Below are 13,776 nucleotides of genomic sequence, written 5' to 3' on the forward strand. Positions count from 1 at the left end.
TACCGATCGTTTCATTCGGTCCCCGGTTTCCGGTCGGCAGCCGGGCGGGGCGCGGCGGACAGCGCCTTGACGGCAGCGACGCGGGCGGCGTGCACGCGCTGCGGAATCTGTGCCTTGTCGGTGCAGGCGCGTGCGATCGCGCCGGCGTCGATGCCCTGGATCGCGGCGAGCGCAGCGCGCCAGCGGTCCGCGCGCGGCGCATAGGGGGCCTCGCGGCCGGGGCGGCCGTGGTAGTCGCAGGCCGCGGCTTCCAGCAGCAGCGCGAACCGCTCGGGCCGGCGCAGCGCGTCGGCCGTTTCGAGCGCCTTGACGATGGTTTCCGGGCGTAATTTCGCCACTTGATGGAGGATGCCGTGCTCGCGCGCGAAGATCACCGCGAGGTCGCGGCAGTCGACCGGCGCGCGCAGGCGCTCGGACACCGCGCGCGCGCGGGTGGCGCTCTTCGCTTCGTGGCCGTAGTGGTGCGGCAGGATGTCGGCGGGCGTGTCGCCCTTGCCGAGGTCATGCATCAGGCAGGCCCAGCGCACGGCGAGCGGCTGCCGCGTTTTCGCCGCGTAGTCGAGCACCAGCAGCACGTGCTCGCCGGTGTCGACCTCGGGGTGGTGCTCCACCGGTTGCGGCACGCCGAACAGGCGCTCGACTTCCGGCAGGATGCGCGCGAGCGCGCCGCAGTCGCGCAGCACGCGCAGCATGCGCGAGGGGCGGTCTTCCATCAGCCCGCGCGCGAGCTCCTGCCACACGCGTTCGGCGACGAGGTGGTCGACCTCGCCGTTGTCGACCATCGTGCGCATCAGTGCGAGCGTCTCGGGTGCCACGCTGAAATCGCCGAAGCGTGCGGCGAAGCGCGCGACGCGCAGGATGCGCACCGGGTCCTCGGCGAAGGCGGGGCTCACGTGGCGGAACACGCGTGCGGCGAGATCGGCCTGGCCGCCGTAGGGGTCGATCAGCGTGCCGTCCTCGTCCGCGGCGATCGCGTTGATCGTGAGGTCGCGCCGCAGCAGGTCGTCTTCCAGCGTGACGTCCGGCGCCGTGTGCACGACGAAGCCGGTGTAGCCGCGCCCGCTCTTGCGCTCGGTGCGCGCGAGCGCGTATTCCTCGTTGGTCTGCGGATGCAGGAAGACCGGGAAATCCTTGCCTACCGGGCGGAAACCGCGCGCGATCATCTCGTCGGGCGTTGCCCCGACGACGACCCAGTCGCGGTCCTGCACCGGCAGGCCAAGCAGGCGGTCGCGTACCGCCCCGCCGACAACATAGCAGCGCATCAGCCGTACAGGTCCTCGGCAGGGATGGATTCGCTCTCCGCGCGTGCCGCGGCCTCCCACTCCTGCATGGCCGGGTGCGCGAGCATCGCCGCGAGGTATTCGCCGGCCGCGCCGGCGGGTTGCACGCCGTAGGTCTTGAAGCGGAAGCAGATCGGCCCGTACATCGCGTCGGCGATCGAGAAGGCGCCGAATAGGTAGGGGCCGCCCGCATTCGCCTTCGTGCCGAAGCGCGCGCGACAGTCGTTCCAGATCGCTTCGATGCGTGCGATGTTGGCATCGACCGCGGGCGTGTGGCCCTTGCCGGTGTAGTCCTTGCGGATGTTCATCGGCATGGCCTGGCGCAGGTCCTGGAAGCTCGAGTGCATCTCCGCGCTGATCGCGCGCGCCACCGCGCGTGCGGCGGAATCGGCCGGCCACAGGCCGGGCGCCTTCTCGGCCAGGTATTCGCACACCGCGAGTGAGTCCCACACCGCGACGCCGTGGTCGATCAGGCAGGGCACCTTGCCCGAGGGCGAGTGCTGCAGGATGCGTTCGCGGCTGCCCTCGGTGAAGAGGGGGATGCGGATCTCCTCGAAAACCTGTCCGCTGGCGCGGGCTGCGAGCCAGGGGCGCAGGGACCAGGATGAATAATTCTTGTTGCCGATGATCAGTTTCATGCGCTCGTCTCCGTAGGGTGCTGCTCGGTGCTGCGGAAAAAGCTCAGCCGTGGCGCGGGCGGCGCGCACGGCTGCGCATCGGGTAGTAGCGGGCACGCTGGTGGCGGTCGCCGATCCAGGTCGGCGCGAGCGCCTCGAGCCCGGCCGGCGTCATGCCGAAGGGCAGCGGGGCGCCGCTGGCGACGTTGTCGACGCGCATCGAGCGCACGTTGTCGCGGCTCATCAGCGGCCGTGGCGCGAGCTCCATCAGCCTGGCCTGCAGCATCGCGAGCCATTCCGGCAGGCCGATCACCGGACGCGGCTGGCCCGACAGCTCGGTGACATACTCGACGAGTTCGCGCAGCGTGTAGATCCCGGGCCCCGCGAGCTCGAAGGTCTGGCGGGGCGCCGACGGCTCGGTCAGGCAGCGCCACACGACTTCGGCAACGTCCCCGACATGCACCGGCTGGAAGCGCGCATCGGCGCCGGCGAGCGGCAGCACCGGAAAACGCTGCGCGAGGCGCACGAACATGTTGAGGAAGCTGTCCTCGCGACCGAAGATGACCGACGGGCGCAGGATGGTCCACGCCGGCGCGTCGCCCGTCGCGTGGATCGCTTCCTCGCCGGCGGCCTTCGAGCGCTGGTATTCGGACGGGCCGTTCGCCGACGCGCCCAGCGCGCTGACGTGGACGAGGCGCGCGACCCCGGCCGCCTGGCAGGCGGCGACGATCCTGCGCGGAAGCTCGACGTGGGCGCGCGCGAAATCCGGCCCCCAGGGGTTGCCCGGGCGCGAATGCAGGATGCCGACGAGATTGACCACGGCATCCGCGCCGGTGAAGAGCCGCGACAGCGTGGCGGGGTCATGGACGTCCGCCTCGACGACCTCGACCGTCGGGATCAGCAGCAACTCGCCTGCGTGGATATAACGCCGCGTCGGCACCAGCACGCCGATGTTCTCGCGCGACAGACGGTTCGCAATGACGCGGCCCACAAAGCCGGAGCCGCCGACGAGTACGACGCGTTCCATTTTCATGTTGCTGCCTCCCTGCGAGGACTTGCGGGTTTAGTGTCCCGATTTCACGAACCTGCAACCCGGGACACTAGCGTTCCGTGGCGAGCCGCGGCGAGATCGTCCCGAGCCGGGCCTTCAGTGACTGCGGCTTCGCCTCCAGCATCGCCGCATAAATGACGGCGTTGGCCATGACCTTCTTCACATAGTCGCGGGTCTCGTCGAAGGGGATCGTCTCTGCATAGATCGCACCTTCGAGCGGACGTTCGTCACGCCATTTGCGTGCGCGCCCCGGTCCGGCATTGTAGCCGGCCGATGCCAGCACCGGATGCTCGTCGAGGTCCTCGAGGATCAGGCGCATATAGCTCGTGCCCAGCAGCACGTTGGTGTCGGGGTCGGTCAGCATGCCCTGGTGATAGCCGGAGAGGCCGATCTTGCGCGCGACCCACTTGCCCGTGGCGGGCATCACCTGCATCAGGCCCTGGGCGCCGGAGCTCGAGCGCGCCGGCGCGATGAAGCGGCTTTCCTGGCGCATCAGGCCATACACCCAGGCCATGTCGAGGCCCTGCTGGCGCACCTGCGGTTCGATCAGCTGGCGGTAGGGCGTGAGGAAGCGCAGGTCGTAGTTCGCCTGCGGATCGGTGCGCTCGGCGGTGTTGATCGCGCGGTCGTAGATCTCGTTGCGCAGCGCGAGGCGTGCCGCCGCGATCAGGAAGCCGTCGTCCTGGCCGCGCAGCGACCAGTTCCATTCGCGCATGCCCTCGGTGCGCATCTCGAGCCGGTACAGCGCGAGCGCGCGGCGCAGGCCCGGGTCGGCGTCGACGCGCGCGGTGTCCTCGGTGGTGACGTTGCCGTTGCGCACGGGGGGCGCGAACGGACTGCCCAGCTCTTCGGCGGCCAGCATGCCGTAGAAATTCGGCAGCGTCGCGATGCGTCCGTACAGCGCCGCGGCTTCCGCGGGACGGCTCTGCGCGGCGTGCGCGCGGCCGAGCCAGTAGGTCCATTCCGGCTGCGCCTGTTCGGCCGTGGTCATGCCTTCGATCGCCGCCTGCACGCCGCGCCAGTCCTCGACACGCAGCTCGGCGCGGACCCGCCATGCGCGCTGTTCGGCGCTCATCGGCGTCTTGCCGGCGGCGCGGAACCAGCGCACGGCGCCGGGGGCACCCTGCAGCGAGCCGTGGTGGCCGAGCACCGCGTAGACATACGCCCGCTCGTCCGCGCCGAGCCGCTCCTCGAAGCGCGCAAAGCGCGCGTAGGCGGAGGACGCGTCCTCGCGCGCGATGCGCACGAGCGCGGCCAGCGCGAGCTCGCGGCCGGCCCGCGAGACGGCGAAGTTCGGCGGCAGGCGGTCGAGCCACGCGGCCGGGCTCTTCAGCATGCGGTCGAAGTCGGCGAGCGCAGGCGCGTCGGCGGCATTCATCCACGACAGGGTGGTGCGCGCATTCGACGGGCTGCGGCTGTCGATCTGGCGCCGCGCCCGCCACCACAGGTCATCGCTGCCGAGGTGGCCGGCCTGCGCCAGCGTGCGGAACACCGGCTCGCAGGCAGTGTGGCTGTCGGCGAGTTCCATCCAGCGCGTGCGCACTTCGTCGAGCACCGTGAGGTCGCCCAGTTCGAGCCGGGCGTTGCGCTGCAGGCAGCGCAATTCGGCGTCGGGCTCGCGCAGGTCCGGATAGACCTTGAGGAAGCCGCTCCAGTCGTACTCGCGTGCCATGCGCCGCAGCCAGTCGCTGCGCAGGCGCTCGGCGAGCACGCTGTCGGCTTCGCGCAGCAGGAATTCGTTGAGTTCGTTGACCGGCGGGGCTTCCGGGCGACCGAGGATGTTCACGAGCCGCCAGTAGCGCACGTAGGGATCGAGCACGTGCGGCTCGCGCTCCGCGGCGAGCCGCTCCAGCGTCGCGCGGTCACCGCTGCGCACCGCGTCGCGCGCCGCGAGGATGCGGTCGTCACCGCCCTGCCCGTGGGCTCCCTGCGTCAGGCTCGCCAGCACCAGTGCCAGCGCGGCCCACAAACCCTTTGCCATCCCTTAACATCCCCTTTCAATCTACCCGACCATACCACAGTGAATCACGCCCACGCACCCGAATCCGCCTCCGACATCGACCCGGCCGAGCAGCGCCGCGCGCTGCGTGCCCGCACGATCGCCGCACGCCAGGCGCTCACGGCGACGCACCGCACGGCGCTGATGCGCCACTTCGAGGTGCATCTCTCCGAACTCGTCGCGCGCCTCGCACCGACCACGTTGGGCTTCTGCTGGCCCTACCGAGGCGAGCCCGACCTGCGCGCCTGGGTCGCACACTGGCTGGCGGCCGATGCGTCGCGCGTCGCCGTGCTGCCCGTCGTGCCGCATCAGGCGGGGCCGATGGTGTTCCGCCGCTGGGTACCGGGGATGGAGATGCCGCTCGACCGCCACGGCATCCCGCATCCCGCCGACGGCGATCCCGTGGTCCCCGATGTCATCCTCGTGCCGTGCAATGCCTTCGATGCCGCCGGCTACCGGGTCGGCTACGGCGGCGGATACTTCGACCGCACGCTGGCGGTGATGAATCCCGTCGCGGTGGGCCTGGGCTTCGAGTTCGCCCGCGTCGACGACGTCCGGCCGCAGCCGTACGACCGCCCGATGGACTGGATCGTCACCGAGGCCGGCGCTTTCGCCGCTCAGCCGAGGAACATGCGGTAGGCGGGGTTGGCCGACTCGTCCGCGTAGTCGTAGCCGAGCCGGTCGAGGAAGTCCTGGAAGGCGCCCTTGTCCTCGGGCGGCACCTGCATGCCGACCAGCACGCGGCCGGAATCCGAGCCGTGGTTGCGGTAGTGGAACAGGCTGATGTTCCAGTCCGAATGCAGGCTAGTGAGGAAATTCATCAGCGCGCCCGGGCGCTCGGGGAATTCGAAGCGGTACACCAGCTCGTTGTTCACGTGCGGCGCGCGCCCGCCGACCATGTAGCGGATGTGGCTCTTCGCCATCTCGTCGTCGGTCAGGTCCACCGCGGGCAGTTCGTGGCGCTCCAGCATCTCGATGATGCGTGTGGCCTCGGCGCGGTTATGCACCGCGACGCCGACGAAGATGTGCGCCTGCTGCGCGTCGGCGTAGCGGTAGTTGAATTCGGTGATGTGGCGGTTGCCGATCAGGCTGCAGAACTTGCGGAAGGAGCCCGGGCGTTCCGGGATCGTCACCGCGAACACGGCCTCGCGCTGCTCGCCGACCTCGGCGCGCTCGGCGACGAAGCGCAGGCGGTCGAAGTTCATGTTCGCGCCGGAGGCGACCGCGACGAGGCTCTTGCCGTGCAGGTTGTGGCGCTTGGCGTACTCCTTCGCGCCGGCCACCGCGAGGGCGCCCGAGGGCTCGAGGATGGAGCGCGTGTCCTCGAACACGTCCTTGAGCGCAGCGCAGATCGCGTCGTTGTCGACCAGGATCATCTCGTCGACGTACTGCTGGCACAGGCGGAAGGTCTCCTCGCCGACCTGCTTCACCGCGGTGCCGTCGGCGAACAGCCCGACCTGATCGAGCGCGACACGCCGGCCCTCGGCGAGCGAGCGCGTCATCGCGTCGGCGTCCACGGTCTCGACGCCGACGATCTTCGTTTCCGGGCGCAGGCGCTTGATGTAGGCCGCGACGCCGGCGATCAGGCCGCCGCCGCCGACGGCGCAGAACACCGCGTGGATGGGATCCGGGTGCGCGCGCAGGATCTCCATGCCGATCGTGCCCTGGCCGGCGATCACGTCCGGGTCGTCGTAGGGATGGACGAAGGTCAGCTTTTCGGCCTTCTCGAGCTCGACCGCATGGGCGTAGGCATCGGAATACGAGTCGCCCGCGAGCACCACCTCGCCGCCGCGCGCCTTGACCGCGTCGATCTTGATCTGCGGCGTCGAAGTCGGCATCACGATCACCGCGCGCACGCCCATCTTCTGCGCCGACAGTGCGACCCCCTGGGCGTGGTTGCCGGCCGACGCGCAGATCACGCCGCGCTTCAGCGCCGGCGGCGACAGGCGCGCCATCTTGTTGTACGCGCCGCGCAGCTTGAAGCTGAACACCGGCTGCATGTCCTCGCGCTTCAGGTAGATGCGGTTATGCACGCGTTCCGAGAGGTTCGTGGCGAGGTCGAGCGGGGTCTCCTCGGCCACGTCGTAGACGCGGGCATTGAGGATCTTTTCCAGGTAATCGGGGGCTGCGGCGGTCATGAAGGGAAGCCTGTGCGGGGAGGCGCAAAGACAACGAGCGTATCAGCCGATGCCGCAGTGCGGCAAGAGCCCTGCGGGCGGAGGGTGATCAGAGGGTTTCGCCGTCGGCGTCGAGCAGGCGTTGCTGGCGGTCGATGAATTCCTGTGTCGAATCGATGCCGCGCAGCTGCAGGATGGTCGAGCGCACGGCGGCTTCGAGCAGCACCGCGATGTTGCGCCCGGCGGCGACCGGCAGGGTCGTGCGGATCACCTGCACGCCGAGGATGTCCTGCGTCTCGCGGTGCACCGGCAGGCGCGAGGGGTCGGACTGGCCCGGCAGGCGGCGTTCGAGATGCACGATCAGGCGCAGGCGCATCTTGCGCCGGCACGCGGTCTCGCCGAAGATCGTGCGGATGTTGAGGATGCCCAGCCCGCGCACCTCGATGAAGTCCTTGAGCATGTCCGGGCAGCGCCCTTCGAGCACGGTCGGGGCGATGCGCGAGAACTCGACGATGTCGTCGGCGACGAGGCCGTGGCCGCGCGAGATCAGCTCCAGCGCGAGCTCGGACTTGCCGGCGCCAGAGCTGCCTGTGATGAACACGCCGATGCCCAGCACGTCCATGAACACGCCGTGCAGGGACACCTTTTCGGCCAGTTCGCGCGACATGTAGAGGCGCAGCTGGTCGATCACGCTCGCCGACGGCTGCGGCGTCGTGATCAGCGCGACGTCGGCGTACTCGCAGATGCCGCGCAGCAGCTCGGGAATCGCGCAGCCGTCGGCGACGATGATCGCCGGGGGGCGTGCGCCGATGATCTCGGTGAGGTGGTGGGCGACCTTGTCGCTCGAGTGGCGGCTGGCCCACGCGAGTTCGGCGGCACCCAGGATCTGGATGCGCGTCGGGTGGATGAGGTTCAGGTGGCCGACGAGGTCGGCCGGCCAGATGCGTTCTTCGTTGACCGAAATGACCCGGTCGAGCCGGCCGCTGACGTGGGTCAGCTCCAGCTGTTCCCGGTGCAGGTCATACAGCCGCGCGACGCTGGTCTGCCGCATGCGGGCCCCAGGAGGCGAACAGCGAATGGATGGTCGCGGAGTCGGGCGCGTTCTGCAGCTGGTCGCGGAAATCGCGGTCGCTGAACATCTGCGCGAGCTCGGACAGCAGCTGCAGGTGGGTTTCGTTGGCCTGTTCGGGCACCAGCAGCACGAACAGCATGGTCACGGGGCGGCCGTCGGGCGCGTCGAACTGCACCGGGGTCGACAGGCGCAGGAAGGCTCCGGCGGCGTCCTTCAGGCCCTTGATGCGGCCGTGGGGAATGGCGATGCCCTGGCCCAATCCGGTCGAGCCGAGGCGCTCGCGCGAGAACAGGCTGTCGAAGACGACGCTGCGGGCAATGCCCTGATTGTTCTCGAACAGGAGTCCGGCTTGTTCGAAGACGCGTTTCTTGCTGCTCGCGTCCAGATCGATGACCACGTTCGAGGAGGGCAGGAGTTCGGCGATGAGGCTCATGCGGATCACCACCTGCGCGACAGGGCCCTTGCCGCTGCCGGGATGGTGCGGGAGGAGGCTCGGGGTGTGCGGCAGGCGCGGGTTGAAAACGCGCGAATTATAAACACACCCCGGACCCCCGGTGCGAGTTAAACGATCACAGTTCGGTCGGTTGCTGATGCTTCAGCGTGTCGTGGCCGTGGTCGTGGTTCTTGCCCTTGTACTTGAGGACCTGGCGGTCGAGCTTGTCGGCCATGCTGTCGATGGCGGCGTACATGTCGGCATCATCGCTTTCGACATAGATGTCCTTGCCGCGCACATGCAGGGTCACTTCGGCCTTCTGCCGCAGTTTCTCCACCGACAGGATCACGCTGACGCTGGTCACGTTGTCGAAGTGGCGGATGACGCGGTCAAGCTTGGTGTTCACGTACTCGCGGATCGCGGGAGTGACTTCGACGTGATGTCCGGTGATGGTGAGATTCATGATGTTTCCTCGTATTGTCAGATCGTCTTGCGCAGGCTGACCGGCGGAATATTCAGGGATTCGCGATACTTGGCAATCGTCCGCCGCGCTACCACGATACCCTGTTGACCGAGCAATTCGGCAATTTTCGCGTCGGACAGGGGTTTTTTCCTGTCTTCGGCCTCCACCAGCTGGCGAATCAGTGCGCGAATCGCCGTGGAGGATGCCGCCCCACCGGTGTCGGTGGCAACGTGACTGCCGAAAAAGTACTTCAACTCGAATACGCCACGCGGTGTGGCCATGAACTTCTGCGTTGTGACTCGCGAGACCGTCGATTCGTGCAGCTCGAGCTGGTCCGCGATCTCCCTCAACGTCAAAGGTCGCATCGCCACATCGCCATAATCGAAGAACTGTCGCTGCTGGTCAACGATGGCCTGCGAAACCCGCAGGATCGTGTCGAAACGCTGCTGTACGTTCTTGATCAGCCAGCGCGCTTCCTGCAGCTGGCTGGTGAGTGCGCCGCCCGATCCGCGGTTCTGCTGCAGGATGCTCGCATAGAGCGAATTGATGCGCAGCTTGGGCATCGCCTCGGGGTTGAGCGAAACCGTCCAGCGGCCGCGCAGCTTGCGCACGATGACGTCCGGCAGGATGTAGCGCGTCTCCTGCACCGAGTGCTGCGAACCCGGGTGGGGGTCGAGGCTGCAGATCAGCGCGTGCGCGGCGCGCAGCGCGTCGTCGTCGCAGCCGGTGGCGCGCTTGATGCGCACGAAGTTGCGCTCGGCGAGCAGGTCGAGGTATTCGTCGACGATCCTGAGCGCGAGGTCGCGCGTCGCCCCCCGGGACATCGCCCTGAGCTGCAGGCTCAGGCATTCCTGCGGATTGCGCGCGCCGATGCCGGCCGGGTCGAGGTGCTGCACGTGGCGCAGTGCGATGGCCAGGTCGTCGAGGTCGTATTCGAGTTCCGGCGGCAGCAGCGGCAGCAGTTCCTCGAGCGACTGGTTGAGGTAGCCGTCCTCGTCGAGGGCCTCGATGAGGAAGCGCACGAGCGCGCGGTCGCGATCGGACAGCGGCGAGAGGCTCACCTGCTGGTCGAGGTGGTCGCGCAGGCTGGTGCCGGCGGCCTGCAGCTCCTGGAAGTCGGTGTCGTCGTCATCGTCGCGGTTCGACGAGCCGCTGCTCGCGCTCGACCATTCGCCGGCCTCGTCGAAATTGGCCGGTTCGCTCTCGCCCTGCGGCTCCTCGCCGGCGGCAGGGGCTTCCGCCTGGCTGCCGGAATCGGTGGTGCTGCTCGAAGCCGGCGCCGCGCCGGGCGCAAAGTCGCTGCCGTCGCCGTCCTCGCGTTCGAGCATGGGGTTTTCGAGGAGGAAGCGTTCCAGCTCCTGGTTCAGCTCCAGCGTGGACAGCTGCAGCAGCTTGATCGATTGCTGCAGCTGCGGCGTCAGCGTGAGGTGCTGGGAGATCTTGAGCTGGAGGGACGGTTTCATGGCGCTGCTTCGGCTGGTGGCTCAGAGACGGAAATGCTCGCCGAGATAGACGCGGCGAACCTGTTCGTTGGCGACGATGTCGTCCGGGCGCCCGCTGGCGAGCACGCGCCCTTCGCTGATGATGTAGGCGCGGTTGCAGATGCCCAGCGTCTCGCGCACGTTGTGGTCGGTGATCAGCACGCCGATGCCGCGGTCGCGCAGGAAGCGGATGATCTTCTGGATGTCGAGCACCGCGATCGGGTCGACCCCCGCGAAGGGTTCGTCGAGCAGGATCAGGCGCGGGTCGGTCGCCAGCGCGCGGGCGATCTCGCAGCGGCGGCGCTCGCCGCCGGACAGCGAGACGGCGGTGTTGTCGCGCAGGTGGGCGATGCCGAGCTCGTCGAGCAGCTCTTCGAGGCGCTCGTCGATGCGGTCGCGGCCGAGACCCTGCAGCTCCAGCACGGCGCGGATGTTCTCGGCGACGGTGAGCTTGCGGAAGACGCTCATTTCCTGCGGCAGGTACGAGAGGCCGAGGCGCGCGCGCGAATGCACGGGCAGATGCGTGAGCTCGGCATCGTCCAGGCGGATGTCGCCGCCGTCGGCGCGCACCAGCCCGACGATCATGTAGAAACAGGTCGTCTTGCCGGCGCCGTTGGGCCCGAGCAGGCCGACGACTTCGCCGCTGCCGACCTCGAAGCCGACGTCGTGCACGACGGTGCGTGCCTTGTAGCGCTTCTGCAGTCCGGCGACCTTAAGCAGATTCATCGGGATTCTCTTTCAATATCTTGCGGATCACGTCGGTGCCGAAGCCGCGGCTTTGCAGGAAGCGCGCCTGCCGCGCCCATTCGCGCGCATCGGCCGGTGGAACGCCGAACTTGCCGCGCCACACGGCCCGGGCGCGCTCGGCGTCGTCCTCGCCCGCTTCCGTGGCGATGGCCGCTTCGATTGTGTCGCGCGCCACGCCGCGCCGCGCGAGCTCGCTACGCAGGCACGACGTGCCGAAGCGTGCGGCCTTGCCGCGCACCCACGCTTCGGCGAAGCGGTCGTCGCTGAGCAGTCCGAGTTCGCTGATGCGGTCGAGCACGTCGCCGATCTCTTCGGCCGAGCCGTGCGGGGCGAGCTTGCGGGCGAGTTCCGCGCGCGAGTGGTCCCGCCGCGCGAGGTGCCGCAACGCGCGTTCCCGCAGGCCGGTCTCCGCCATGGGCGAGGCCGGCGTCAGGCGGCTTCGACGGCCGGTTGCGCGGGTTCGGCCGGCAATTCCTTGAGGCCGACGGCGACGCGCACCTTGTTCTCGATCTCGCGCGCAAGCGCGGGGTTCGCCCGCAGGAATTCGCGCGAATTGTCCTTGCCCTGGCCGATCTTGTCGCCGTTGTAGGCGTACCAGGCGCCCGACTTGTCGACGATCTTGTGCTGTACGCCGAGGTCGATGATCTCGCCTTCGCGCGAGATGCCTTCGCCGTAGAGGATGTCGAAGTGCGCTTCCTTGAACGGGGGCGAGACCTTGTTCTTGACGACCTTGCAGCGCGTCTCGGAACCGACGACCTCGTCGCCCTTCTTGATCGCGCCGGTGCGGCGGATGTCGAGGCGCACGGAGGCGTAGAACTTGAGCGCGTTGCCGCCGGTGGTGGTCTCGGGGTTGCCGAACATCACGCCGATCTTCATGCGGATCTGGTTGATGAAGATCACCAGCGTGTTGGTGCGCTTGATGTTCGCGGTCAGCTTGCGCAGCGCCTGGCTCATCAGGCGGGCCTGCAGGCCGGGCAGCTGGTCGCCCATCTCGCCTTCGATTTCAGCTTTCGGGGTGAGCGCCGCGACCGAGTCGACGACGACGATGTCCACGCCGCCCGAGCGCACCAGCATGTCGGCGATCTCGAGCGCCTGCTCGCCGGTGTCGGGCTGCGAGATCAGGAGGTCCTGGATGTTCACGCCGAGTTTCTCGGCGTAGCCGACATCGAGCGCGTGTTCGGCGTCGATGAAGGCCGCGGTGCCGCCGATCTTCTGCATCTCGGCGATGACCTGCAGCGTGAGCGTGGTCTTGCCGGATGATTCCGGGCCGTAGATCTCGACGACGCGGCCGCGTGGCAGTCCGCCGAGGCCCAGCGCGATGTCGAGCCCGAGCGAGCCGGTCGACACCGTCTGGATGTCCTTTTCGACGTTGCCGTCGCCCATGCGCATGATCGAACCCTTGCCGAACTGCTTCTCGATCTGCGAGAGCGCGGCGGCGAGGGCCTTGGCCTTGTTGTCGTCCATGTCCTGTCCTTTCAAAACGTTGGGGAATTATGGCACAGAGATTGCTGGAGTGTTGCAGCTCGTCCGTGTAACGGCCGGAAAATGATTATGTCATCAATCCGGCGAGCGCGCGGATCACCGCCTGGCGCCGGATCGAGGTGCGATCACCGGCGAAATGGACGGTGTCGCTGCGCAGCTTTCCGTCGCGTTCCCCCCAGGCGAAACACACCATGCCGACCGGCTTGGCCACCGTGCCGCCGCCCGGGCCCGCGACGCCCGAGACGGCGAGCGCGAAGCGGGCGCGGCTGCGCGCGAGGGCGCCGGTGACCATCTCGCGCACGGTCTCCTCGCTGACGGCGCCGTTGCGGGCGAGGGTCGCGGCGGCGACGCCGAGGAGATCCTGCTTGGCCTCGTTGGAATAGGTCACGAAGCCGCAGTCGAACCAGCCGGAGCTGCCGGCGGTGGCGGTCACGGTCTGGGCGACCCAGCCGCCGGTGCAGGATTCCGCGCAGGCGAGGGTGGCGCCGCGTGCGGCGAGCCAGTCGCCGACCCGGCGCGACAGCGCTTCGAGTTCGTCATCGGGCATGGAGGTCATCCGAGAAAACGTTTGAGTATCGCGAGGGCGAGGATCGCGTAACCGGCGGCGATGAGGTCGTCCAGCATCACGCCGAAGCCGCCGCCGACGCGGCTGTCGGCCCAGCGGATGGGCTGCGGCTTGACGATGTCGAAGAAGCGGAACAGCACGAAGGCGATGGCCTGCCAGGTGAAGCCCGGCGGCGCGAAGAACAGCACGAGCCAGAAGGCGACGATCTCGTCCCACACGATGGCGCCGTGGTCGGGAACGCCGAGGGCGCGGCCGGTGCGGTCCGCGGCGAGGATGCCGGCGACAAAGAAGCTCGTGAGCAGCGCGAGGAAGACGAAGTCGGAAATCGGCGTGCGCAGCAGCGGGAAGAGCAGCCAGGCCGCGAGCGTGCCGAAGGTGCCCGGCGCGCGCGGGGCGAGGCCGGAGCCGAACCCCAGCGCGATGAAGTGGGCCGGGTGGCTCAGGAGCAGGCGGAAGGTGGGGCGCATGG

General features: G+C 68.6%; 15 protein-coding genes. 1 reads left to right on the forward strand and 14 read right to left on the reverse strand.

The annotated features are described in order from the left end of the window. Positions 1-11: 11 nt before the first annotated feature. From GPA22_RS13810 to GPA22_RS13825, 4 genes are all read right to left on the reverse strand, one after another. Positions 12-1,262, reverse strand: coding sequence for a multifunctional CCA addition/repair protein (locus GPA22_RS13810; RefSeq protein ID WP_169256648.1), 1,251 nt, complete (start codon positions 1,260-1,262; stop codon positions 12-14). After that, on the reverse strand, positions 1,262-1,918 hold the full coding sequence (locus GPA22_RS13815; protein ID WP_169256649.1) for a glutathione S-transferase family protein: 657 nt from the start codon (positions 1,916-1,918) through the stop codon (positions 1,262-1,264). Before GPA22_RS13815 ends, GPA22_RS13810 begins: the two co-directional genes overlap by 1 nt. Positions 1,919-1,961: 43 nt before the next feature. After that, positions 1,962-2,930: a complex I NDUFA9 subunit family protein gene (locus GPA22_RS13820; RefSeq protein ID WP_169256650.1), complete on the reverse strand. Its 969-nt coding sequence runs from the start codon at positions 2,928-2,930 to the stop codon at positions 1,962-1,964. 67 nt (positions 2,931-2,997) lie between these two features. Further along, positions 2,998-4,929, reverse strand: a complete 1,932-nt coding sequence (locus GPA22_RS13825; protein WP_169256651.1) for a lytic transglycosylase domain-containing protein — start codon at positions 4,927-4,929, stop codon at positions 2,998-3,000. Positions 4,930-4,968: 39 nt separating this feature from the next. Between GPA22_RS13825 and GPA22_RS13830 the strand changes: the two genes are divergently transcribed. Continuing rightward, positions 4,969-5,586 carry a 5-formyltetrahydrofolate cyclo-ligase gene (locus tag GPA22_RS13830; RefSeq protein WP_169256652.1) on the forward strand — a complete coding sequence of 206 codons (618 nt, stop codon included), beginning with the start codon at positions 4,969-4,971 and terminating at the stop codon, positions 5,584-5,586. Here GPA22_RS13830 and ilvA read toward each other — a convergent pair. From ilvA to GPA22_RS13880, 10 genes are all read right to left on the reverse strand, one after another. After that, complete coding sequence (gene ilvA, locus GPA22_RS13835; protein WP_169256653.1) at positions 5,565-7,085, reverse strand: threonine ammonia-lyase, biosynthetic; 1,521 nt, start codon at positions 7,083-7,085, stop codon at positions 5,565-5,567. The two genes, GPA22_RS13830 and ilvA, sit on opposite strands and share 22 nt — an antisense overlap. An 88-nt stretch (positions 7,086-7,173) precedes the next feature. Continuing rightward, positions 7,174-8,115 (reverse strand): HPr(Ser) kinase/phosphatase, encoded by a 942-nt coding sequence (gene hprK / locus GPA22_RS13840; protein WP_169256654.1) that lies wholly within the window; start codon positions 8,113-8,115, stop codon positions 7,174-7,176. Then, the gene (ptsN, locus tag GPA22_RS13845) at positions 8,084-8,569 is read right to left on the reverse strand and encodes a PTS IIA-like nitrogen regulatory protein PtsN (protein WP_169256655.1); all 486 of its coding nucleotides are present in this window, start codon (positions 8,567-8,569) and stop codon (positions 8,084-8,086) included. The genes hprK and ptsN overlap by 32 nt, the downstream gene beginning before the upstream one ends. A gap of 136 nt (positions 8,570-8,705) precedes the next feature. Then, positions 8,706-9,032, reverse strand: a complete 327-nt coding sequence (gene hpf, locus GPA22_RS13850; protein ID WP_169256656.1) for a ribosome hibernation-promoting factor, HPF/YfiA family — start codon at positions 9,030-9,032, stop codon at positions 8,706-8,708. A gap of 17 nt (positions 9,033-9,049) precedes the next feature. Then, complete coding sequence (locus tag GPA22_RS13855) at positions 9,050-10,495, reverse strand: RNA polymerase factor sigma-54 (protein ID WP_169256657.1); 1,446 nt, start codon at positions 10,493-10,495, stop codon at positions 9,050-9,052. 21 nt (positions 10,496-10,516) lie between these two features. Beyond that, positions 10,517-11,239 (reverse strand): LPS export ABC transporter ATP-binding protein, encoded by a 723-nt coding sequence (lptB, locus tag GPA22_RS13860; RefSeq protein ID WP_121430401.1) that lies wholly within the window; start codon positions 11,237-11,239, stop codon positions 10,517-10,519. Further along, entirely contained in the window at positions 11,226-11,675 is a 450-nt protein-coding gene (gene recX, locus GPA22_RS13865; protein ID WP_169256658.1) for a recombination regulator RecX, read from the reverse strand. The genes lptB and recX overlap by 14 nt, the downstream gene beginning before the upstream one ends. A 14-nt stretch (positions 11,676-11,689) precedes the next feature. Beyond that, positions 11,690-12,724: a recombinase RecA gene (recA, locus tag GPA22_RS13870; RefSeq protein WP_169256659.1), complete on the reverse strand. Its 1,035-nt coding sequence runs from the start codon at positions 12,722-12,724 to the stop codon at positions 11,690-11,692. Between the two features lie 85 nt (positions 12,725-12,809). Continuing rightward, entirely contained in the window at positions 12,810-13,289 is a 480-nt protein-coding gene (locus tag GPA22_RS13875; RefSeq protein ID WP_169256660.1) for a CinA family protein, read from the reverse strand. Between the two features lie 5 nt (positions 13,290-13,294). After that, positions 13,295-13,774, reverse strand: coding sequence for a phosphatidylglycerophosphatase A family protein (locus GPA22_RS13880; RefSeq protein ID WP_169256661.1), 480 nt, complete (start codon positions 13,772-13,774; stop codon positions 13,295-13,297). Positions 13,775-13,776: the final 2 nt, after the last annotated feature.

This window comes from Aromatoleum toluvorans, from assembly GCF_012910905.1.
GTDB classification, from domain to species: Bacteria; Pseudomonadota; Gammaproteobacteria; order Burkholderiales; family Rhodocyclaceae; genus Aromatoleum; species Aromatoleum toluvorans.

Excerpts from the sequence above, each read along its gene's own strand:
- GPA22_RS13810 (WP_169256648.1), bottom strand. The coding sequence starts at position 1,262 with ATGCGCTGCTATGTTGTCGGCGGGGCGGTACGCGACCGCCTGCTTGGC.
- GPA22_RS13815 (WP_169256649.1), bottom strand. The coding sequence starts at position 1,918 with ATGAAACTGATCATCGGCAACAAGAATTATTCATCCTGGTCCCTGCGC.
- GPA22_RS13820 (WP_169256650.1), bottom strand. The coding sequence starts at position 2,930 with ATGAAAATGGAACGCGTCGTACTCGTCGGCGGCTCCGGCTTTGTGGGC.
- GPA22_RS13825 (WP_169256651.1), bottom strand. The coding sequence starts at position 4,929 with ATGGCAAAGGGTTTGTGGGCCGCGCTGGCACTGGTGCTGGCGAGCCTG.
- ilvA (WP_169256653.1), bottom strand. The coding sequence starts at position 7,085 with ATGACCGCCGCAGCCCCCGATTACCTGGAAAAGATCCTCAATGCCCGC.
- hprK (WP_169256654.1), bottom strand. The coding sequence starts at position 8,115 with ATGCGGCAGACCAGCGTCGCGCGGCTGTATGACCTGCACCGGGAACAG.
- ptsN (WP_169256655.1), bottom strand. The coding sequence starts at position 8,569 with ATGAGCCTCATCGCCGAACTCCTGCCCTCCTCGAACGTGGTCATCGAT.
- hpf (WP_169256656.1), bottom strand. The coding sequence starts at position 9,032 with ATGAATCTCACCATCACCGGACATCACGTCGAAGTCACTCCCGCGATC.
- GPA22_RS13855 (WP_169256657.1), bottom strand. The coding sequence starts at position 10,495 with ATGAAACCGTCCCTCCAGCTCAAGATCTCCCAGCACCTCACGCTGACG.
- lptB (WP_121430401.1), bottom strand. The coding sequence starts at position 11,239 with ATGAATCTGCTTAAGGTCGCCGGACTGCAGAAGCGCTACAAGGCACGC.
- recX (WP_169256658.1), bottom strand. The coding sequence starts at position 11,675 with ATGGCGGAGACCGGCCTGCGGGAACGCGCGTTGCGGCACCTCGCGCGG.
- recA (WP_169256659.1), bottom strand. The coding sequence starts at position 12,724 with ATGGACGACAACAAGGCCAAGGCCCTCGCCGCCGCGCTCTCGCAGATC.
- GPA22_RS13875 (WP_169256660.1), bottom strand. The coding sequence starts at position 13,289 with ATGCCCGATGACGAACTCGAAGCGCTGTCGCGCCGGGTCGGCGACTGG.
- GPA22_RS13880 (WP_169256661.1), bottom strand. The coding sequence starts at position 13,774 with ATGCGCCCCACCTTCCGCCTGCTCCTGAGCCACCCGGCCCACTTCATC.